We start from the raw sequence: 21,188 nt of genomic DNA on the forward strand, positions 1-21,188 counted from the left end.
ATTTCCGATGTCGACGATGGCGCCGCTGGGAGTGCCACCGGCACGAAGCCGGGATTCACCGCCAAAGATGCTGCCGGTGCCGACTTCTTCGCTTCCACGACCCAGTTTCTCAGCAGATTGGCATTCAGGCCATTGGCCAGGGCCACCGCTGCGATCGAAACACCCGTATGGCTGCAGGCTTCGATCATGCTCGCCTTGAATTCGGCGCTGTGACGCCGCCATGTCCGGCGTTGCTTGCTTTCGGTAGTGTCCATGTGTCCGCGGGTTTGAACTCGTGGACACAATGCTCAGCCGCTAGCAGCGCTTACTCAAGATGACTTCGCCAGACGCTTACATCTATGGGGCAGTAGCTGGAGGCTGCGTGCCAGGATCTGGACCGAGTTCGGGACCAGCTGGCTGCACGCGAAGTGGCGATCCGCGACCTGGAACTCGCCGGCGCCAGGCTGCAAGCGCAGCTGGACGGCGCCCAGCAGGCAAACGTCGACTTGCAGCGACAACTCAATCAGGCACGCGTGGAATTGGCGGCCTCAATCGTGAAAGCGCCTCAATCGGCATTCGACGCTTGGCTATATCAGCCCGGCGACTTATGAGAAACTGCGAAGCGCTTAACCCGGTGTCCGGGAAACTGGGGGAATCTCATCTTGACCTGGATCAATGCCGCGTTTGGCCACAGCGCGCAGGCTGTAAGAAGATTGTACGACAAATGGCGAAATCACCCATCATGGCACGCCCGTAGAAGCGTCGGTAGCACCCCGGAAAGCCGATGGCGCACGACCACCGCCGCGTGCGGCCATGCCGATGCCGAGGAGTGCGGCCGTGAATGACATAAGTTCCCTTTTACCCGATGCCCTGCTGGTCGGTCAGCTGATCGACACGGTTCCTAGCCCGGTGTTCTACAAGGACGTTGACGGTCGCTACCTGGGATGCAACACGGCATTCGAATCGTTCTGCGGACTGCAGCGGGAGAAGTTGCTCGGCAAGACCGTCTATGAAATCTGGCCGAAGGATCTTGCAGATACCTATCAAGCCGCGGATCTGGCGCTGCTGCAAAAGCCGGGTTTCCAGGTTTACGAGGCGGCGCTGCAGTACGCCGATGGTTCGCGGCATGACGTCATTTTTCACCGCGCCACCTTCAAGAAGAGGGATGGTAGCCTCGGGGGCATCGCCGGCGTGGTCTGGGACGTCACCGACCGAAAGCGCGCGGAACAGGCCTTGCGCCGAAGCGAGGAGCGGTTCCGGCGGATCGTCGAGAACGCCCCATTCGGGGTCCGTGTGACGGATGCGAAGGATTCGATCGTCTTCATCAATCGCAGGTTCGAGGAACTGGTGCGCTATTCGCCGGAGCAGATGACCACCCTTGAACAATGGCGCTCCCTGGCGTACCCGGACCCGAAGTATCGGGCCGCTCTTGCGGGCCAGCAAAAGCGGGACAGTGCCTTGTTGCAGTCGGGTGAGCTTGCGCATTCGCCCGTGCGGGAAGTCCACGTCACCTGCGGCGACGGTGTGGTGCGCGATATGGAGGTAGTGGTCGCGCTCGAGGACGATCTGGTCTATGCGGTGTTCAACGACGTCACGGAACGCAATCGCGCCGAGCAGGCCTTGCGCGACGTGCTCCAGGCCGAGGCGTTGCACGATCCCCTGACGACGCTGTTCAACCGGCGTTACCTGGACCAGGCTCTGGAACGCGAATTCGCACGCGCCACGCGCTCAGGCAAGCCAGTGGCCGTGGTGATGGCCGACATTGATCACTTCAAGCGCATCAACGACAGTTTTGGGCACGACTGCGGAGACGAGGTGCTGCGCACCATTTCGCGCCAGCTCAGCACGCGCATCCGTAAAGGAGACACGGTCTGCCGGTACGGCGGGGAGGAATTCACGCTGCTGTTTCCGGACACCTCGCTGGAAAGCGCCTGGGAAAGAGTGGACCGGTTTCGCCAGGCGATCCGGGAGTTATCGGTTTCGATCGACGGGAAGCCCATCGGGCGCGTGACCGTCTCTTTCGGCGTGGCGGCATTTCCTGAGCACGGCGACACCCCGGACAAAGTCCTCAAGGCTGCCGACGAGGCGCTGTTGCGCGCCAAGACCGAGGGACGCGACCGGGTTGCCGCTGCCTACAGGTTTCGCATTTGAGGGCGGCGGGGTTCATCAGAGGCTCCTAGGTCAACCGCGGCCGTTTTAGCGACGCTTTTCCTCGGCAGCACGCCTCCGCTGAGCCAGTTAATTCATCAAAACGGACAAGTTGGTTGCATTAATCATCAAAAGCGGACAAGGCACCCAGCAGCGGCAGCACCATGTTGCTCGTCATGATAACGATCAGCGGCAGGCCCATGTCGGTGACGAACTTGAGGCCGGAGAGGAAATACCAGGGCGCGATGCCCAAGGTCATGATGCTGGCGGTGAACAGGTTGGCCTTGCCGGGGTGGTGCGCAGCGCGGCTGCGGATGGCGGCGCCCCAGTCGCCGTTGCAGGCGTGGCATTCCTCGCAGATGCGCGACAAGAGATAAATGCCGTAGTCGATGCCCACGCCGACACGAATGGCGGCGACAATCAGCGAGTTCACGTCCAGGCCGACGCCGAGCAGGTGCATCGCGGCGTACAGCCCCCTGGTTGGCCAGACGGGTCGTCGCTGACAAGCTGGTAGGGGCGGATGCCTGGATTTTGGCCGGGGCCGCGGGAGCAGGGAGGACTTGGACGGCAAGGTCGTTCCGGTCGATCTCAACGTCGAAAACATGGTGATCCCGAGGGAATTGCTTCGCAAGATGAGCGAGGCCGTTGCAGGGTTCTGGGACGTGATGGATTACGTCTACACCGAAAGCCTGAACAAGAAGCACGAGAGCGTCGAGCGACGACTGCCTGGATTGCGCACACAGTTTGCGGGGCAGATCAGGCAAAACCCGGGGATTCCGGGTATTTGAGGTACGGCCGGCTTAGAGCGCCAGTTCAGCTAAATAAATCAGCACATTACGATACGAAAATTGAGTATTTCGTCGTGATCTTTACTGACCTTCTTTTGCATTTTTATACTTAACATAATATCTATTATGCGAAGTGTTGTAGGAGCCGGTCTACCTCTCGAGCCGCTGTTCCAGGTACGACACGGCCAGTGCCTGGAGCTCGCACAGCGCGCCAACACGTCCGGCCAGGCCGTCCTCATCGCTGAGCGAGCTCGCCGCCTTCATCAACTGCACCATCACAATCGCCATGTCCTGTGCCGCTTCACTGGAAAGGCCGGGCGCGCGCACCTTGAAAATGCCGGCCACGCTCTTGCGCAGCATGTGGCGGAACGTGGTACGCCGCGCCTGCTCGTCCATCCGGGCCTCGGCCAGCGGCAGCGCCGCGGCGCGTTCGCGCGGCCGGCCACGCAGCAGGCCGAACAGTCCATCGACCAGCGCCTGCAGGCTCAACTCCGCCGCGCGCGCTTCCAGCGCCTGCAGATCGCCGAGCAGTAGCGCCGCATATTCCCGCACCAGGGTATCGGACAGCGCCCCCTTGGTGGGAAAGAACTGGTAGAGCGAGCCGATCGGCGCATCGGCGCGCGCGGCGATCTCGGTCATCGTCGCCGCCTCGTAGCCTTTCTCGGCAAATACCGCTGTGGCGGCCTCGAGCAGCTCCGCCACCCGCTGCTTGCCGCGCTCACGCTTTGGCGCGCGCGCGCTGCCGCTTTCAACCTCGCTTGACATTTATGAGCCTATCCTCATAATACATATTCATGAGGATACCCTCATGAATACTGAAACGCCATATCCATTTATAGCCCCGTCCAGCCGGCGCGCAGCGCCTGGCCGCATTGCCTGGAGAACACCTAATGCAGCTTAATCCGAAAACCACCGCCCTGGTTCTGATCGACCTGCAGAAGGGCATCCTCGCCATGCCGGTGGCGCCGTACAGCGGCAGTGAAGTTTACGAGCGCTCCACCCAGCTGGCACAGCGTTTTCGCGCCGCCGGCGGGCTGGTGGTGTGGGTCCGCGTATCGTTCGGCAAGAACCACGCGCTGGCACCGCAGCAAGCGGTGGACCAGCCCTCGAATCTCGCCGGCCTGCCGGCCGGCTGGGATGAATTCCCCCACCCGATCGAGGACGCCGACATCGTCGTCACCAAGCGCCAGTGGGGCGCCTTCCACGGCACCGATCTGGAGCTGCAGCTGCGCCGCCGCGGCATCCGCGGCATCGTGCTGGCCGGCATCTCCACCAACATCGGCGTGGAATCCACCGCGCGCAACGCCTGGGAGCTGGGCTTCGAACTGGTGATCGTGGAAGATCTGTGCAGCAGCAACAGCGCTGAAATGCACGCCTTCAGCATCAAGAACATCATGCCGCGCATTGCCCGCGTCACCAAGGCCGCGGCGATCGAACTGGGGTGACCGCCAGAGCCGACATCGGAGCCCCAGTCACAACCGGGTCCCTGCTACCGCGCTGGCCGGTGCCGCTGCAATGGGCAGCGCTGCTGGCGTTGTCCGGCGCGCTGTCCCTGGCCTGGGGTGCAGCCGGGATGCCGGCTGCATTGCTGCTCGGTCCGATGATCGGCGGCATCGTCTTCGGGGTGAATGGCGCCGAGCTGAAGGTACCGCGCCTGCCCTACACCGGCGCCCAGGCAGTCATCGGCGCCATGATCGGCAGCGTCATTACCCCGGCCATCTTCAGCGCCTTCGCCCGCGACTGGCTGCTGTTCTGCGCCGTGATGGCGGCCACCATGTTCGGCGCCGCCGCCTTGGGCTGGCTGATCAGCCGTAGCGGAATCATCCCCGGCGCCACCGCCGTCTACGGCACCTCGCCCGGCGCCGCCAGCAGCATGGTGCTGCTGGGCGAAGCCCAGGGCGCCGATACCCAGCTGATCGCCTTCATGCAGTACTCGCGCGTGTTGCTGGTGGCGCTGGTCGCGGCGCTGGTGGCACGCTTCGGCGCTGGTCACCCTGCGGCGTCTGCCGCCGTGACCACCACCACGTCGTGGTTCGCCCCGGTGCACTGGGCATCCCTCGCCATGGTGCTGGCGATCGCCGTGTTGAGCCAGCTCGCCGGCCGCGCGCTGAGACTGTCGGCCTGGGCCCTGCTGGGGCCTATGCTGGTGCTGTCCGGGCTGCATGCATCCGGCCTGATCGAGTTTCACTTGCCGCGCTGGCTGCTGGCGGCCTGCTATGCCCTGCTCGGCTGGAACATCGGCCTGGGTTTTCGCCGCAATACACTGATCAATGCAGCGCATGCCCTGCTGCCGGTGATCGCTTCCGCTCTTGCGCTGATCGCATTTTGCGCCGGCCTGTCGTGGTGCTTGAGCATGCTGCTGCACATTGATCCGTTGACGGCATATCTGGCAACCAGTCCGGGAGGCCTGGATTCGGTGGCAATCATTGCGGCGTCTTCGCCGCAGGTGGATATGTCGTTCGTGATGGCCTTGCAGGGGGTGCGGCTGATCTTTGTGATCGCCCTGGCGCCGACGTTGGTGAAACTGGTGGTGAAGAGTTCACCGCATTTGCGGCAGCAGCCGGCACCGGCCGGTAATTGGAACCCCGCGCAGGCGGGCACGCCTGCGCCTACTGGCGGTAAACAAACCCCAGGGACGCACCACGGCTCTGCTTCACCGCTTCCGCCATCACGGCGTGGTCCGGAGACAGCGCACAAGCCGGATCGGTAGCGCTGATATTGCCGGTCAACGCAAAGGCCTGGCAGCGGCAGCCGCCCCAATCGATTTCGCGCTTGTCGCAGGACTGGCAAGGTTCCGGCATCCAGTCGGTGCCACGGAACCGCTGGAACGCCGGCGCATCGCGCCAGATGGCGCCGAGCGACTGTTCCCGCACCGAGGGGAATTCCAGCCCCGGCAAGGTCTCCGCGGCGTGGCATGGCAAGGCCTTGCCGGCCGGCGAGATGTTGATGAAACGGCGCGCCCAGCCGCCCATGCAGGCTTTCGGGCGCAAGGCGTAATAATCGGGCACCACGTAGTCGATCAGCATGCGACCCTTGAGCCGCAGCCGCGCCGACTCGACTTCCGCGGTCACGGCATCGAGCTGTTCACGGCTCGGCAGCAGCGCCGAGCGGTTCACCAGGCCCCAGCCGTAATACTGGACATGCGCCACTTCGATCCGGCCGGCGCCCAACTCCAGTCCCATGGCGATCATCTGCGACACGCGCTCGGCGTTCTGGCGATGGACCACGAAGTTCAGCGTCAACGGCAACCCGGCCTCCTGCACCAGCCGCGCGGCGGCCAGTTTGCGCAGATGGCCGCCGGCATAACCGCCGATACGGTCGGCATTTTCCGGCTCCACGTCCTGGAAACTGATCTGGATATGGTCGATGCCGGCTTCGGCCAGTTCCGCCACCCGCCGCTGATCCAGCAGCACCGCCGAGGTGATGAGGTTGCTGTACATCTTGTGCTGCGCGGCGCGCTTCACCATCGCCGCCAGATCCTTGCGTGCGGTGGGTTCGCCGCCGGAGAAATGCACCTGCAACACGCCCAGCGCAGCCGCTTCGTCGAGCACGCGCAGCCAGGTATCGGTGTCGAGTTCCGCGCCGGATTTCTGCAGTTCCAGCGGATTGGAGCAATACGGGCACTGCAAGGGACAACGGTGCGTCAGTTCCAGCAACAGGCCCAGCGGCGGTTCCACCGACACGCGGACGCCATTGCCGTTCATGGCCGGAGCGCTCACAGGCGGATCACGCCTTTGTCGGCCAGATCCCGCAACATCACAGCGACGTCGGTGGCGATGAGCTCCTGCGGCGCCTGGTAACGGACCGCAAGGTCGTCGACGATGGCGCCCAGACTGCGCTGGCCGTCGACCAGCTTGAGAATTTCCACCGCCTGCTCGTCCGGCAGGAACAGCCGCTCCGGCGCCAGCACGACCCAGGCGCCGCGGACCTCGTCGAAGCGGAATTTCACGCCGATGCCAAACCTCGGCACAGTGTCGGCTTCGACTGTCACACTCATGCCGGCTTCCCTGCCCGCTCCCATCCTGGCGGCACAAAGGCGCCGGGCGGAATGAAGCCGGGTTCGACATAGGCGAAGTGCAGCGCATCGAGCTGCGACCACAGCACCTCGCACTTGAAGCGCAATGCGCCCAGCACCGCGTCCTGCTGCTCCGCCGTGCGCGCATGTTCCTTCACATAAGCCAGGGCGAAGTCGCTGTCGCGCGGGGCCTGCGTCAGCCGCGGCGTGAAATAGGCCAGTGTTTCAGGCGTGACGAAATCGTAGTTCTTGAGCATGCCGGAAACACGCTCGGAGATGATCCCCGGTGAAAACAATTCGGTCAGCGAAGAGGCGATCGCCTCCAGCACGCTGCGCTCGCGCACGAAAGCGACGTAGGCATCGACGGCGAAACGGGTTCCCGCCAGCAAGCCGGCGGTGGAAACGACATAGTCACGATCAAGCCCCACGCCCTCCGCCAGCTTGAGCCAGCGCGCCACGCCGCCAGTACCCGGCTCGGTGCCATCATGGTCTTCCAGGCGGCTACGCCAGTTGCGGCGCAGCTCCGCCGTCGGCAGGCGCGCCAGCAAGCTCGCATCCTTCGCGGGTATGCGACTCTGGTAGTAGTAGCGATTAAGCGCCCATGCCTGCACCTGGCCGCGATCAAGCTTGCCGCCGTGCAGCAGCTTATGGAACGGATGCAGGTTGTGATAGCGCGTGGCGCCAATCTGCCGCAGCGCGGCTTCGAGTTCATCCGGCGACAGGGGCGCGGGAAAAGACGAATCTGCACTCATGACTGTAGCTCCATTCCATCATGCGCCACTTCCCATCCCGCGGCCTCGGTTTCGGCGCGTTCGGCCGAATCGTCCAGCAGGACCGGATTGGAGTTGTTGATATGCACCAGCACCTTGCGCCGGACACCCAGGGTGCTGAACGCGGCGATCGTGCCATCGGGGCCGCTCAGACTCATATGTCCCATCCTGCGGCCGGTCTTGCTGCCCAGGCCGGCGCGGATCATTTCGTCGTCGCGCCACAAGGTACCGTCGAACAGCACCAGCTCCGCGCCGCGCAGACGTTGCGCCAGCGCTTCGGTCATCGACGCGCAGCCCGGAATATAGAACAGGCGCGATTTCCCGTCGCTGATCATCGCACCCACGGTATCTTCACCCAGCACGATGGGTGGCGTACCCCCGGCTTCTTCCAGGTACAACGGCACCTTGCCCGGCACGGGAAAGAACTCGACGGTGAGGCCGCTGGCCTTGCCGTCCTGCTGCAGCAGTGCTTGCGGCTGCTCCAGGCCCAGTGTCTGCCGGACCACCACATCCGCCGCCAGCACATTGAAAATCGGATTGGCCTTGAGCACGCCATGCACCTTGGCGCTTGCATAGACGGTGAACGGCTGGCGCTCGCGCAGGGTCAACAAGCCCGCAATCGCGTCCACATCACCGCCGGTCAGCACTACACCGGCAATCGGCGAAGAGCGTAGCCCATGGCTGGGATGCAAGACTGGAGTGGCTTCGATCTGCTGACGCAGATCCGGCGATGCGTTCAACAGAAACCAGTGTTCGCCATCATTGCTGACGGCCAACGAAGCTTGTGTGCGCGCCCTGGCTGCCTGATCACCACGACGCGCCCGATTACAGGCCGCCGCGTTGGAATTCCATTGCGGAAACCCGCCGCCGGCCGCGGCGCCCAGGACCACGGCCTTCATGCGCCGGGTCCGGTAGCATCAAGGCCCGCCGTGAAAGCGGGTTGCACGGCGGGTCTTGACACCGGATCGACTACTTCAGATCGGCGCAGGCGTAGCAGTTGATTTCCGCGCCCAGGGCGATCTCGACAATCTTCGGGGTTTTCCAGCTCATAGATTCCTCCTCGTTGTTGCAACATGGTTTATCGCGAGTTCATGTCTAACACATGAAATTTTGACGTGCAATTGGCGCATTTCTGAGACACCATGAACGACACAGAACTGTGCGGCCGGCGTGACAGCAACTTGGCGGCAACGAGCTCTGCTGCCAGCTTCCAGTTGTCGATGATCATCCATCGATCGACTGTCCGAATGTAATCCTTGCATACGTGCCGGCTCGTTTGGGGAAATGGTTGCACCTTCGTGAAATTTTCCTGGTTTTTAGCCAGAAGTGTGTCGGCGGCGATACACTCGATACAGTCGAACAAGATATTTAAACAGCACAAGTGCTTGTTTTATATTAGCTTTAATCAAAACGAGCAATGCGGTACAAAGCTTGCCCGTTTCACCATATGGCGCGGTGCCAAGCCCGGGCAGCGCTCCCGCAAGAAAGCGGAAAACTACAACGGGGAGGAGTGATGCAAGGTCGTCATACCGCCTTCGTGGCGGTGATCGCGGACTGCTGGGCGTCGTTCATCGTGTCTTGGCGAAGGGTGACGCCGTCGTCCGCCGCCACTGTGCCAATTGCGCTCTGCGCCGCCCTGTTGGCCGCATGCGCAGGGGTACCTACGCGTACGCCACCGGATCCCGCTGCAACGGCACAGGCTTTCGCCGCGCGCCGCCTCGACAACCTCGCTTCCGCCCTGCCCCCGCCCGCCGCCGGCTGGGACCGCGCGCAGTGGCTAGATGCCGCCCTGCTGCTCAATCCGCAACTGGCCGAGGCGCGTGCGCGCGCAACCGCGGTGGCTGCAGGTGAGCGCACCGCAGCGCAGATCCGCAACCCCACCCTCAACCTCTTCGGCGAATATGTCACCGCGGCGGCCGGCGGCGCGGCCTGGCTGTACGGATTGTCGATGGATTTCCTGCTGCAACGTCCCGGCGATCGCAGCCGTGCCAAACGCAGCGCGGCGTTGGAAACCCAGGCGGCGCAATCGGATGTCGCGGAATCGATCTGGCAGGTACGCACCGCACTGCGACAGTCCCTGCTCGACGTGGTGTATGCACGCGACGAGGCAGCGCTGCTGCAGCAATTGGTCGCCGCCCGCGAAAAGCTGCAGGAGTCCGCCCGGGCAAACCTGGATGCCGGTGAAATCGCCGGCGGCGAAGCGTTGCGCACCCAGCTCGAACTGAGCGTTGCGCGCCAGCGCCTGAACCAGATATCGATGCAGGGCAGCGAAGCAGGGGGGCGTCTCGCCGCCGCCGTCGGTGTGCCCGCCGCCGCCCTGGATGGCATTCCCCTGCTATGGCCGCAATGGGACGGCATTGGCGCGCTGTCCCCGGACCTGTCCGGTTCCATCCGCCAGGAAGCGCTGATCGACAGACCCGACCTGGTGCGCGCCCTGCGCGAATACGATCTGGCCGAGACCACTCTCCAGGGCGAGGTTGCCAGGCGTTGGCCCGAATTCCACATCACACCCGGCTACGCCTGGGACAACGGTGGTGTGCGCGAGAACCAACTCAATGAAACCTTGCATGACAACGAACTGGGAATGAGCCTGGAACTACCGATATTCAACCGCAACGAAGGACCTATTGGCGAGGCCGTGGCGCGGCGCGAGCTGGCCGGTAAGCACCTCGAATCGGTCCAGGCGGGACTGTTCATGCAGATGGAACAGGCGGAACGCAACTGGCCGCGCGCGCGCCAGGCCTGGCGGGACGCCACTGACGCCGCGGTACTGGCGCGGCAACACGGCGAGGCGGAGCAGCGCGCCCTTAACGCTGGCGCCTCCGACCGACCGACGCTGCTGCTGGCCCAGATCGAGGCCATCGAAGCGCAACTGCTGGCCCTGCAGGCGGCTTATGAAGCGCAGCAGGCTTTTGCTGCCCTGGAAGACGCCTATCGCCGCCCACTCGAAGGACCGGAGTGCGCCATGCCCATGAGCTGGCGCACAGAGAAGATTTCATGAATCGTTGCCTGTTTCTGCTATCAACGCTGCTGTGGCTGTTCGTCCCAGCTGCCGTGTCCGCCGGCGATGACGACGATCAACCCGCGCCGGCTGGCGGTGCCACGCCGGCGCTCAGCCCGGAGCAGCAGGAAGCGGTCGGCGTGATCCTGGCCCATCCGGTGAAGGCCAATGTCGCGCCCCGCATTGAAGCCTATGGCCAGGTGCTCGATCCCGCGACCTTGATCACCGACACAGGGCGAGCGGAGAGCAGCCGCGCGGCGGCACGCGCCGCAAGCGCCGAAGCGCAGCGCATGGAAAAGCTTTACAGCGGCAACACCGACGTTTCGCTCAAGGCCCTTCAGGGCGCACAGGCCGCGCAAATCGAAGCGCAGAGCCTGGCGCAGTCGATCGCATCGGGTTTCGTCCTGCAATGGGGGCCGTTGGCAAAACTTTCTGCAGCGCAGCGCCAGAACTTGTTCGACGCCCTGGGCTCAGGCAAAACCTTGCTGCTGCGCGCCGACCTGCCCGGCCGCGTCAGCCTCGGCGCCGTTCCGAAATCGGCAACACTGGATGTCGATGGCGTCCAGGTGCCGGCTCAGGTACTCGGCATGCTGCAGCGCGGCGCAGCAGACCTGCAAAGCGTTGGCCTGTTGCTGCAGGTCGACCACGCGCCGGCCGGGCTTGGCCCCGGTGCACGCCTTCCGGTGACCTTGCTCGGCGCGCCGGGCAGCGGGGTCCTCGTGCCCAAGGGCGCCCTGCTGTACGGCGATCAGGGCGCTTACGTCTACCGCCAGCTTCACGACAAGAGCGCTGACGGCAAGCTGCAATATGCACCGGTGATGGTGAAGCTGTTGCAGCCGTCCGGCGATGCCTGGCTGGTCGCGGGGCTCGACGACGACGAACTGATCGTGACGCACGGCGCCGGCGTGTTGTGGTCGCTGCAAGGACTGGGCAGCTTCTCGGCGGAAGAGGAAGACCATGACTAGGCTTCCTTCTCGAAAGAAGTGTGTCGGGAAACGGGCATGCTAGCCGCCATCGTCCGCGCTTCCCTCGCCCACCCCCGTATCATCACCGCCCTGTCGGTGCTGGTGGCTGTGCTCGGCGCCGCCGCGCTGCTCAATGCGCGTTTCGACGTCTTCCCCGACTTCGCCCCGCCGCATGTGCTGGTGCAGGCCGAAGCACCCGGCCTCGATGCCGCCCAGGTCGAAGCCCTGGTGACACGGCCGCTGGAAGGCCTGCTGGCTGGCACCGCCAATGTCGAAGCGGTGCGCTCCAGTTCCAGCCAGGGACTCTCCGCCATCCAGGTGGTATTCAGCCGCGGCGGCGATCCCTACCGCCAGCGCCAGCTGGTTACCGAGCGCCTGGCCGAATCCAGCGGCTTGCTGCCTTCGGGCGTCGGCGCGCCGTTGCTGTCGCCGCTCAGCTCCTCGATGGAATACCTGGTGCACTTCGGCTTCACCAGCGACACGCTGTCGCCGATCGAGTTGCGCGACCTAGTGCGCTGGACGCTCAAGCCGCAGATCCTGGCGGTGCCCGGTGTGGCGCAAGCACAGCTGTTCGGCGGCGAATCGCGCGAGCGGCAAGTCCTGGTCGATCCGTTCAAGCTGTCCGCCGCGGGTCTCGCGCTCGATGACGTGCGCAGCGCGGCGCAACGCGGCACCGAGTTGATCGGCGGCGGCTACGTGGAGACGCCGACCCAGCGCATCGTGCTGCAAGCGCAGCCTGCCGGCGCCACCCCCGAGGCGTTGGCGCAGGCGGTGGTGACAACGCGCAACGGCCTGCCGCTGCGCCTCGGCGATGTCGCCGCCATCAGTGACGGCGGCGAGCCGCGTTTTGGCGACGCCATGATCGGCGGTCGTCCCGGCATCCTGGTGGAGACCTCGACCCAGTACGGCGCCAACACGCTGGAAGTGACCCACGCCCTGGAACAGCGGCTCGATGCCCTGGCGCCAGCCTTGGCACAGCACGGCGTGCAATACCATCCGGCGCTGCTGCGACCGGCGAGCTTCATCGAGAGTGCCATCGCCAAGCTGCGCAATTCCCTGTTGATTGGCGCAGTGCTGGTGGTGGCGCTGCTGCTGGTGGCATTGCGCGACTGGCGCGGCGCCCTGGTCTCGTTCAGTTCCATCCCGCTATCGCTGCTCGCCACCGTGTGGATCCTCACCAGCTGCGGCATCTCCCTCAACACCATGACCCTCGGCGGTCTGGTGGTGGCCCTGGGCGTGGTGGTCGACGACGCGGTGATCGACGTGGAAAACATCACCCGGCGACGGCGCGGTGCGGTGGGCAACGTGGACATCCGCAGCCTGTTCGTCAGCGCCTCGCTGGAAGTGCGCCAGCCGGTGTTCTACGCCACCGTCGCGGTGGCCGTGGCATTCCTGCCGATCCTGATGCTGTCGGGCTTGCAGGGCTCCTTCTTCCGCCCGCTGTCGATCGCCTTCCTGCTAGCGGTCGGCATCTCCCTGCTGGTGGCGATGAGCGCCACACCGGCGCTGTGCGCGCTGGTCATGAGCCGGCACACACCGCATCAGGAAGCACCCTTCCTGCAACGCTGCAAGCGCGCGCAGCAGCGCGCCATCGGCAGCCTGCACGGCCATCCGCGGCTGGTACTGGCGCTGCTGCTGGCCAGTGGCCTGGCCGGCATGGTGCTGCTGCCCCTGCTCGGCGCCCGCCTGCTGCCGGATTTCCGCGAGGACTACCTGATCGCCCATGCCTCGCTGCGTCCCGGCATCTCCCTCGCCGAAACCGCGCGCGTCGGTGCCCGCATCGCCGAACGCCTGTCGGCCATACCGGGCGTGAAGAGCGTGGCCGAACAAATCGGTCGTTCCGAGAACGGCCAGGATCCGGACGCGCCGAACAAGAGCGAGTTCGAGGTGCAGATCGATCCGGCCCAAGGCTACACCGCGACGCAGATCGAACAACGCATCCGCCATACCTTCGACGACTTCCCCAACCAGCTGGTGGAGATCTACTCGGTGCTGGTGGAACGCATCGGTGAAACCCTGTCCGGCGAGTCCGCGCCGTTCTTCGTCAGCGTCTTCGGCTCGGACCTGGACGGTGACGACCGCATCGCCTCCGAGATTGCCGACGTATTGCAGGGCCTGCCGAACAGCGGCACCGTGCGCCTCAAGGTGCCGCCGCGCCAGCCTGAACTGCGCCTGGAACTGAAACCACAGCAACTCGGACTGTACGGCCTGCAGGCCGCAGACGTCCTGCAAACGGTCAACGCCGCCTACCACGGCACCGTCGTCGCCCAGCTCAACCAGGCCGATCGCAGCGTGCCGGTGACGGTGCGAATCGCCCAGGCCGATGCAACGCCGCAGGCCGTCGGCGCCCTCCTGCTGCGTGGCCGCGACGGCGCCCTGGTACCGTTGTCGACCGTAGCCGAGCTGCAGATGATCTCGGCGCGCAGCGTGATCGACCATGAGGATGGCCTGCGTCGCCAGGTGGTGGTGGCCAACCCGCAGACCTCGGACCAGAAGGGCTATGCCGCAGCCGCTCGCAAGGCGATCGAAGCGAAAGTCAAATTGCCGCCCGGGGTCTATCTGCGCTTCGGCGGCGCCGCGGAAGCCCAGGCTGGGGCGGCACATGAACTGCTGCTGCACTCTGCCGCCGCCCTGATGCTGATCGTGTTGTTGCTGGCGCTGGCCTTCGGCAACGCGCGCCATGTCCTGCTGGTGTTGACAGCGCTGCCCAGCACCCTGATCGGCGGCGTGGCCGCCGTCGCGCTTACCGGCGGCACCTTGTCGCTGGGCGCCATGGTCGGCTTCGTCGCCCTGTTCGGCATGGCGGCGCGCAATACCATCCTGCTGGTGTCCCACTACGACCACCTGGTGCGTGTCGAAGGCTGCACCTGGGGATTGCAAACCGCCTTGCGCGGCGCCGAGGAACGGCTCACGCCGGTCCTGCTGACCGCCCTGCTGACTGGCCTGGCCTTGCTGCCGGTTGCGGTGCAACTGCGCCAGCCCGGTCACGAGATCGAAGGACCGATGGCGGTGGTGATTCTTGGCGGACTGGTGTCCTCAACCCTGGTCAGCCTGCTGCTGGTGCCGCCGCTAGCGGCGCGCTGGCTGCGTCCGGAATAGCACGCAGCTACAGATCCATACGCAAAAAAATACCGGCGCGCAGGGCGCCGGCAAGTCCAAGAATCCCCGCGACCGCCGGGAGTATTCAGTACACGGGGAACCGCCTCAGAACGCGAGATAGGCGCCGACGTTGACGTTCAGGCTCCGGTTGCTGTCGTCGGCATGCGACTTCGCCCGGACATCGCTGACCTCACCCAGCAGCATCAGGTTTTTGGTCAAGGAGTAATAGGCGCCGCCGGTGATCTTGCTGTTGGACTCCACCAGGGTCGGATTGGCCACCTGGTCGGCGCTGCTGGCATAGTCGAGCCTGCTCACGCCGTAGTTGACGCCAAGCTTGAGCTTTTCCACCACCTTGTAGGTCACCTGCAACAGATAGCCGTCGGAAGAGCGCTTGTCGCCGTTGGCATCGGCGGACAGAACGAACAGGCCCGTCGTACCGAGGCCGGAGCCGTGGTAGTAGTAGGCGAACGCTTCCAGGGCTCTCCAGTCCACCTTGCCGAACAGGTCGAAGCCGAAACCGTTGTACCCGTACGGATTGCCGGTTGTGGCGCTGATGTAGTTCTGCTTCTGGTTGATGAAAGCCGCGGACGCGTAGAACTTGGTATCCGAGTTCATGGCATAGTCATAACTCAGTTTGCCGTGAATGCCCGGGGCCTTCTTCGGTTGGGCCGCGTCGGTATTGCCGGCGGCGTTGATCGGATCGAAGATGCCGATGGTGCCCTTGAAGCCGGCGAAATCCGGCGTGGTGTAGTCCATCTGCGCCAGCGTATCGACATAGATGTAGCCCAGGCCGATCGAACCCAGCGAGGTATTCGCCGGAGAGATGCCCGACATGCTGCCGGCAACGCCGACGCCCGGCAACGTCATGTCGTTGATGATGGCGTCGAAGCCGAACAGGCCGAAGTTGCGGCCCAGCAGGAAGGTGCCCATATCCTTGTTGCCGAACGTCATGTAGACCTGGCGCACATCCAGTCCGGTGGTGCCCAGCGCGGTATTGGACGATCCGTTCGAAGTGCCCTGCTGGTTGTTCGGGCTGCCGCCGTCGTTGGTGGCGATGCCCGGATACAGGCCGAAGTGGGCCGCGATATCGAAGCCTTCCTGTTGCGTGGCGACACCGAAGGTCAGCGCCGCCGGCAACAGGCCGTTGCCGACATTGGAAACACTGCTGCCGGTGGCGCTGCCGGTGCAGGCCAGGCCGCCGGCGACGGCCTTGGCGCTGTCCGAACTTTCACAGCTCGAAAAGATGTAGTGGACATTGATGTTGCCATCGACCGAAAAGGTCCATTTGTTGTCGGCCGTCTGAAAATCGATCGCCGCCGCCGGCATGGCGGTGAATAAGGTGCAAAGTCCGGCCGCGAGCGGCGCGAGTGGATACAGCTTTCTAAGGGTTTTGTTCATCGGCTCCTCCTTCCTGGGTTTATTTTTCAATGAAGCTATCCGCGGACTTGTCATCCGCGGAGCGCGTGATGCCCGCGCCCATACCCGAAAAGGCAAGCGATATGCCAATAAAAACAGACTATTTACCGGAACAATAAACGTTATTTAACAATGGCTTGAGTTATGGCGGCCGATGTACATGAGGCGTTTTTGACATAAACGCGACATGGGCTCCACAGGCTGTAACAAAAACGCTACAGGTCGGCGGGGAAGCTGCGACCATTGTGGAAACAGCATTGGAGGCACTACGGGGAAAGCGGGCGCTGCCGCAATCCCGTGGTCACAGAAGGTTATGACGCAGCGCCAGCAGCACCAACTCGACATCACCGGTCACCCGCAGTTTCTGCTTGATGAGGGTGTGGTAGTTGGCCACTGTCTTGGCACTGAGATTGAGTATCCCCGCGATATCGGTGGCGCTGCGTCCGGTCACCAGCAGGCGGAAGATCTCGAATTCGCGCGCCGTCAGGATCTTCAGCGGATTGTCCTCGCCCGCCAGCTTGGAGGCGGCGATGGCCTGGGCCACGTCGGCGCTGAGGAACAGCCTGCCGGAGGCAACCTCCACCACCGCCCGGGCGAGTACCTCGGGTGCATTGCTCTTGGTGACATAGCCGCGTGCGCCGAGCTGGATGGCCCGCTCGGTCAGCGCCGCATCCTCATGCATGCTGAACACGAGAATGCGCGCCGTTGGCTCGCGCGCGACGATGCGCCGGATGATCTCGAAGCCGCTCATGCCGGGCATGGACAGGTCCAGCACCACCACGTCCGGCATTTCCTTCACGTAGAGCGCATAGGCCTGCTCGCCGCTTTCGGCCTCGGCCACGATGTGCAGGTTCGGCTCCTGCTCCAGCAGGCGGCGGAAACCGGAGCGGACGATGGCATGGTCATCCACCAGCATCAGCCTGATCGGTGCCTCGCTCATGCGGCATCCCCTGAGCGTGCCGGCCAAGGCAGGCGTACCGTCACGCTGGTACCTTTGCCGCTGGCCCCGTCTATGACGCAGATCCCGCCAAGCGCCCTGACCCGCTCGCGCATACCCAGCAGGCCGAATCCACCCCGGCCCGACCTTTCGTCGAAACCCCGGCCGTCGTCGCGGACTGACAGTTCCAGCCGATCCACCTCGCCCGGCCCTGCTTGAAGTCGTGATAACACGATCTCCACGGCGTTAGCGCCAGCGTGACGGGAGATATTGGTCAGGCATTCCTGTACCACCCGGTACAGGGTGATGCCCAGCTCGCCCTGCAGTTCCACGGTCTCGTCAGACAGGCGCAGGGTGCAGGCCAGCTGCGGATTCCTCTGGCGGAAGCCGCCTGTCAGTTCGCGCAGGGCGGCGCCGAGGCCCAGGCCTTCCAGGGCGGCAGGCCGCAGGCGTTGCAGGATGCTGCGCACCATGTCCTTGATGCGGCCGATGGCTTCGACGATCGCCTCGGCGCTCTCGCGCACCGGAGTACCGCCGCGGTTGCGGATCGCCACCGCATCGGCGTGAATGGCGGTGACGCACTGCCCGATCTCATCGTGCAGCTCGCGCGCCAGATTCTTGCGCTCCTCCTCCTGCATCTGCATCAGGCGCCGCGTCAGCGAACGGTTCTCCGCCACGCTGCGCTCCAGCGTTTCGGCCATGTGGTTGAAGCCGACGCTGATGCGCGACATCTCGGGCAGGCCGAAAGCCGGCAGGCGGGTGCCGAGATTGCCATCCCCGATCTCGCCCAGCGCCCCGAGGATGTATTCCACCGGACGCATGGCATGGGACACCGCCCACCAGACCAGGCCATTGATCAACACGAAGAACAGCGATAGCAGCAGCAGCAAGCCTCTTGAAGTGGCCCAGATCTCGTCGATCTCGTAAGTGGGATCCGGCTGGATGACCAGTTCCCCTACCGGCGCACCCTCGAAGGTCACGCTGCGCCGGTTGGGCTCCATCGGCGGCGAGTAGGAGCGTACCAGCCAGACGAACCAACCCGGCGCCTCCGGTTGGCGTTCACCGCCTTCCTCGTTGGAATCGATCAACCTGCCGCGACTGTCGTAGAAATTCACTTCCAGATGGCGTACGTCATGCAGTTCCCGCAACTGGAACAGCGGTATCGCATAGCCTTGCCCGCGCCAATGATCGTGCAGCACTGCCAGTTGCGCATCGAGAAAATGGCCGGTGAGGCTCATGGTGGAGCGGACTTCCATGCGGATATCCTGCCGGGCTTTCTGCACCACATAGTCGCCGCCGGCGATGGTCATCATGGCGATAAGTACAGTGATCAGCAGGCTCAGCCGCCACTTCAGGTTGGTGCCGACCGGGCGCCTGGCCTCCCCCGCCGCAATCGCCGGCACGGCGCGCGCGGGCGCCTCCGGGCTATTCTGGAAATGCGGCATAGACTGGCTCATGCGCGGCTTGGTGACAAATCCATCCGGGAATCGTGCGTTCAATTGCGCCGGCGCGCAACAAGCACGGTAATGGCCAAAGAAAAGGCCGGGTTTGACCCCGGCCCAGGAAGGAGTGCTGCGACACCATACTGACCTGAAAAACTCGCCTTCAACAGCGAATCCTTCCCGGGCCGGAGCGGGAAAAACTCACGGGAGACACGCCCGTTTCCCGACGGCGTCCCCGATCAGTCGAACGACAGACGCATGCCCGCCCAGTAGGCGCGCGGCATCGACGGAGAAATCGCCGTCACATTTGGCCAGTTGGCCGGATTGGTGACGAAGTGGCCACTGCTGTCGAAGGGGTTTGAGGTGAGCTGTCCTGACGTCGCATAATCCCGGTCGAAGAGGTTGTTGATGCGCCCGAATATCTCCCAGTGGCGGCCGAAGCGATAGCTGCTGTTGAGGTTAAGCACCGCGTAACCGCCGATCCGCCCGGAATGCCGGAACGTTTCACCGTCGCCGTTGACGCCCTGCTGGTGCAGATTGTTCTCGTTGCCGCGTACGAACTGCCCGGACGAAGCAATCAGGTTTGCGCCCACGTTCCACTGTGCCGTAACGTCATAATCCGCTTCGAGCTTGCCGGTATGCCGCGGCACCAGCGGCAGGCGGTCTCCCGGCGTCACGCTGATGAATCCGTCGGCGTTGGCGGTGCTGTTGTTTTCCGAGATCAGGCTCAGCGGCGTGCGATAGGTTGCGTCGATGAAACTGTAGCCGGCGTGCCAGTGGAAGCGCTTGGCCACTTCGCCGGAAAGCCCCAGCTCCACGCCCTGGCGGCGGGTTCTGCCAACGTTGTCGAAATAGCCGGCGCCCGACAGCTCGGAACTGATGAACTGAATGTCATCGTTGTTCGAGGTGTGGTACACCGCTGCGCTCCAGCCCAGCAGTTTACCGAACACCTTGCCGCGGCCGCCAAATTCCCAGGTCTTGGCCACCACCTGCTTCAGCGCCGGATCTGCGGCGAAAGCGTTGGGCAGCTTGCACGGCTGGGTAGGGTCGGCACAGCCCAGTTCGATGGCGGTCGGCGCGCGGCTGCCCTCGTTGTAGTCCACATACACCGTCAGATCCTTGTCCGGCGTCAGGTTGATGCCGAAGGACGGGTTGATGCGGCGAAAGCCGTGATCGCCGTTGAGGTCAGTGCCCAGACGGTCTTCCAGCGTCACCCGGGTATCGTTGTAACGCGCAGATGCCGTGAAATGGATCAGCCGATTCAGGGAAAACGTATCGGTGGCGAACACACCGTAGTTGCGGTTGCTGCCGTAAAGGCTCACGTCCTCGCTCACATCGCCGTCGGCGATGGTGCTGCGCGAAGGCGTGAAGGCGGCGTCCTGCTCGGTTTGGGTGAAATCGCTGCGCCCCTTATCATAGCTGACGCCGACGCTGAGCTGGTTCTTGCGGGCGAAGATATCACCGGAGTACGTGAGCTGCACGGTGCCGCCATAGGTGCGCTGGTTGACGTCGGTACTGTGATTGATCCCGGTCTCGCCGGAGAATTCGGCTGCGGCACAGGCATCGGGATCCGGCGCCGTGGCACAGTCGCCGCCCGGGGCGACGGAATCGCCATAGTCATTCGAATAGTCGTCGTTGACATCGCCGTTGAACGTGCGTGTCGCCAGCTGGCGGAAGTAGACATTCCCGGCCAGCAGCAGATCGCTACGCAGAAAATGGCTGGCGCGGGCGTTGAGGAAATTGAGATGGTTCTTGGTATTGTCCGGCACCGTGAAAACCGCCTTGCGACCGAGCGCTGCGATCATGTCTTCCGGCGTCAGGCCGTTGCCGGTGAGGTTGGTGTCGGCGTAGGCGTAGCTGAGGTCGACATCGGTCGTCTCGTTCTGCCAGCCGGCCTTGCCGAACAGCTGCCGTACGTGGGACGGCGAGGAAGGACGCCAGCCGTCCTCGTCGAACCAGTTGCCGGTGAGGAAATAGTCGAAGTCACCCTTGCTGCCGCCGGTCTCGAACTGGGCATCGCGCCGGCCGAAGGAGCCGCCGTATGCGCTGATCGAGGTGCCCGGATACTGCGCGCCACTCTTGGTCTGCACCGACAGCGCGCCCCCGAGGGTGTTGAGGCCGAACAATGGATTGGACCCCGGCATCAGGGTGATGTTGGCAATGGCCGATTCGGGGATGAGGTCCCAGTTGACCACGTCGCCGAACGACTCGTTGACACGCACGCCGTCGACGTAGACCGACAGGCCCTCTGGCGCACCGAGCAGCGGCGAGGCGGTATAGCCGCGGAAGTTCACATCCGGCTGGAATGGATTGTCCTGCGTCTCGTTGATGAAGACGCCATTGAGGTTCTGGTTCATGTAGTCGGCCAGATCCAGCGTCTTCTGCTTGTCGATGTCCTTGCTGGTAGCGGTCTGCACATTGGCGGGCACCAGGTTGAGCGGAGTGCCCAATCCCGGCAGTGGCGTGGTCCCCACCACCGTCACCTCCGGCAATTCCTGCACCGTCGCCGGGTTTCTCGGCGCAGCAGGAGTGTTGTCGTCGGCCCTGACGTGCATGGACAGGCCCAGCATCGCGGTAAATCCCAGGCAACCGCCAACCGACGAAGCGATCGTCTTCTTCACATCCCCT

Annotated in this window: 20 protein-coding genes; 8 read left to right on the forward strand and 12 right to left on the reverse strand. The window is 64.1% G+C overall.

Annotation, left to right across the window (positions count from 1 at the left end; all coding sequences use genetic code 11):
- Nucleotides 1-254: transposase (locus tag BP26_RS28665; RefSeq protein WP_157572540.1), on the reverse strand; the 254-nt coding region annotated here is incomplete at its 3' end.
- 153 nt (nucleotides 255-407) lie between these two features.
- Between BP26_RS28665 and BP26_RS0114710 the strand changes: the two genes are divergently transcribed.
- Both BP26_RS0114710 and BP26_RS27685 read left to right on the forward strand, forming a co-directional pair.
- Nucleotides 408-590 (forward strand): hypothetical protein, encoded by a 183-nt coding sequence (locus tag BP26_RS0114710; RefSeq protein ID WP_029921335.1) that lies wholly within the window; start codon nucleotides 408-410, stop codon nucleotides 588-590.
- A gap of 226 nt (nucleotides 591-816) precedes the next feature.
- Nucleotides 817-2,130 (forward strand): sensor domain-containing diguanylate cyclase, encoded by a 1,314-nt coding sequence (locus BP26_RS27685; protein ID WP_051748994.1) that lies wholly within the window; start codon nucleotides 817-819, stop codon nucleotides 2,128-2,130.
- 118 nt (nucleotides 2,131-2,248) lie between these two features.
- Here BP26_RS27685 and BP26_RS0114720 read toward each other — a convergent pair whose 3' ends face one another.
- A complete protein-coding gene (locus tag BP26_RS0114720; protein WP_029921337.1) occupies nucleotides 2,249-2,587 on the reverse strand; it encodes an MMPL family transporter in 339 nt (112 codons plus the stop codon).
- A 100-nt stretch (nucleotides 2,588-2,687) separates the two neighbouring features.
- On the opposite strand from BP26_RS0114720, the gene BP26_RS0114725 reads away from it, so the two are divergent.
- Nucleotides 2,688-2,915, forward strand: a complete 228-nt coding sequence (locus BP26_RS0114725; RefSeq protein ID WP_029921338.1) for a hypothetical protein — start codon at nucleotides 2,688-2,690, stop codon at nucleotides 2,913-2,915.
- A gap of 150 nt (nucleotides 2,916-3,065) precedes the next feature.
- On the opposite strand, the gene BP26_RS0114730 is transcribed toward BP26_RS0114725, so the two are convergent.
- Nucleotides 3,066-3,680 carry a TetR/AcrR family transcriptional regulator gene (locus BP26_RS0114730; RefSeq protein ID WP_029921339.1) on the reverse strand — a complete coding sequence of 205 codons (615 nt, stop codon included), beginning with the start codon at nucleotides 3,678-3,680 and terminating at the stop codon, nucleotides 3,066-3,068.
- 125 nt (nucleotides 3,681-3,805) lie between these two features.
- Here BP26_RS0114730 and BP26_RS0114735 point away from each other — a divergent pair, with 125 nt between their 5' ends.
- The gene (locus tag BP26_RS0114735; protein WP_029921340.1) at nucleotides 3,806-4,360 is read left to right on the forward strand and encodes a hydrolase; all 555 of its coding nucleotides are present in this window, start codon (nucleotides 3,806-3,808) and stop codon (nucleotides 4,358-4,360) included.
- A 59-nt stretch (nucleotides 4,361-4,419) separates the two neighbouring features.
- The gene (locus BP26_RS0114740; RefSeq protein WP_211254931.1) at nucleotides 4,420-5,625 is read left to right on the forward strand and encodes an AbrB family transcriptional regulator; all 1,206 of its coding nucleotides are present in this window, start codon (nucleotides 4,420-4,422) and stop codon (nucleotides 5,623-5,625) included.
- On the opposite strand, the gene pqqE is transcribed toward BP26_RS0114740, so the two are convergent.
- The 5 genes from pqqE to pqqA all read right to left on the reverse strand — a co-directional run bounded on the left by pqqE (nucleotide 5,525) and on the right by pqqA (nucleotide 8,750).
- Entirely contained in the window at nucleotides 5,525-6,619 is a 1,095-nt protein-coding gene (pqqE, locus tag BP26_RS0114745; RefSeq protein ID WP_029921342.1) for a pyrroloquinoline quinone biosynthesis protein PqqE, read from the reverse strand. The two genes, BP26_RS0114740 and pqqE, sit on opposite strands and share 101 nt — an antisense overlap.
- Nucleotides 6,620-6,630: 11 nt before the next feature.
- Nucleotides 6,631-6,912, reverse strand: coding sequence for a pyrroloquinoline quinone biosynthesis peptide chaperone PqqD (pqqD, locus tag BP26_RS0114750; protein WP_029921343.1), 282 nt, complete (start codon nucleotides 6,910-6,912; stop codon nucleotides 6,631-6,633).
- The gene (pqqC, locus tag BP26_RS0114755) at nucleotides 6,909-7,682 is read right to left on the reverse strand and encodes a pyrroloquinoline-quinone synthase PqqC (RefSeq protein WP_029921344.1); all 774 of its coding nucleotides are present in this window, start codon (nucleotides 7,680-7,682) and stop codon (nucleotides 6,909-6,911) included. Before pqqC ends, pqqD begins: the two co-directional genes overlap by 4 nt.
- Nucleotides 7,679-8,599: a pyrroloquinoline quinone biosynthesis protein PqqB gene (gene pqqB / locus BP26_RS0114760; protein WP_029921345.1), complete on the reverse strand. Its 921-nt coding sequence runs from the start codon at nucleotides 8,597-8,599 to the stop codon at nucleotides 7,679-7,681. The genes pqqC and pqqB overlap by 4 nt, the downstream gene beginning before the upstream one ends.
- A 70-nt stretch (nucleotides 8,600-8,669) precedes the next feature.
- The gene (gene pqqA, locus BP26_RS31115; protein ID WP_036516995.1) at nucleotides 8,670-8,750 is read right to left on the reverse strand and encodes a pyrroloquinoline quinone precursor peptide PqqA; all 81 of its coding nucleotides are present in this window, start codon (nucleotides 8,748-8,750) and stop codon (nucleotides 8,670-8,672) included.
- A gap of 463 nt (nucleotides 8,751-9,213) precedes the next feature.
- Here pqqA and BP26_RS0114775 point away from each other — a divergent pair, with 463 nt between their 5' ends.
- The 3 genes from BP26_RS0114775 (at nucleotide 9,214) to BP26_RS0114785 (ending at nucleotide 14,765) form a co-directional block, all read left to right on the forward strand.
- Nucleotides 9,214-10,701, forward strand: coding sequence for a TolC family protein (locus tag BP26_RS0114775; protein ID WP_169740718.1), 1,488 nt, complete (start codon nucleotides 9,214-9,216; stop codon nucleotides 10,699-10,701).
- A 140-nt stretch (nucleotides 10,702-10,841) separates the two neighbouring features.
- Nucleotides 10,842-11,666, forward strand: a complete 825-nt coding sequence (locus BP26_RS0114780) for an RND family efflux transporter (RefSeq protein WP_169740719.1) — start codon at nucleotides 10,842-10,844, stop codon at nucleotides 11,664-11,666.
- A gap of 36 nt (nucleotides 11,667-11,702) precedes the next feature.
- On the forward strand, nucleotides 11,703-14,765 hold the full coding sequence (locus tag BP26_RS0114785; RefSeq protein ID WP_029921348.1) for an efflux RND transporter permease subunit: 3,063 nt from the start codon (nucleotides 11,703-11,705) through the stop codon (nucleotides 14,763-14,765).
- Nucleotides 14,766-14,870: 105 nt separating this feature from the next.
- Here the strand turns inward: BP26_RS0114785 and BP26_RS0114790 are convergent, their stop codons facing one another.
- The 4 genes from BP26_RS0114790 to BP26_RS0114805 all read right to left on the reverse strand — a co-directional run bounded on the left by BP26_RS0114790 (nucleotide 14,871) and on the right by BP26_RS0114805 (nucleotide 21,181).
- Nucleotides 14,871-16,163 (reverse strand): porin, encoded by a 1,293-nt coding sequence (locus BP26_RS0114790; protein WP_029921349.1) that lies wholly within the window; start codon nucleotides 16,161-16,163, stop codon nucleotides 14,871-14,873.
- Between the two features lie 319 nt (nucleotides 16,164-16,482).
- The gene (locus BP26_RS0114795) at nucleotides 16,483-17,121 is read right to left on the reverse strand and encodes a response regulator (protein ID WP_029921350.1); all 639 of its coding nucleotides are present in this window, start codon (nucleotides 17,119-17,121) and stop codon (nucleotides 16,483-16,485) included.
- On the reverse strand, nucleotides 17,118-18,575 hold the full coding sequence (locus BP26_RS0114800) for an ATP-binding protein (protein ID WP_084183113.1): 1,458 nt from the start codon (nucleotides 18,573-18,575) through the stop codon (nucleotides 17,118-17,120). Before BP26_RS0114800 ends, BP26_RS0114795 begins: the two co-directional genes overlap by 4 nt.
- Nucleotides 18,576-18,799: 224 nt before the next feature.
- On the reverse strand, nucleotides 18,800-21,181 hold the full coding sequence (locus BP26_RS0114805) for a TonB-dependent receptor (protein ID WP_157572543.1): 2,382 nt from the start codon (nucleotides 21,179-21,181) through the stop codon (nucleotides 18,800-18,802).
- Between the last annotated feature and the right edge of the window lie 7 nt (nucleotides 21,182-21,188).

Origin of the sequence: Nevskia soli DSM 19509, assembly GCF_000711955.1 — a bacterium.
GTDB classification, from domain to species: Bacteria; Pseudomonadota; Gammaproteobacteria; order Nevskiales; family Nevskiaceae; genus Nevskia; species Nevskia soli.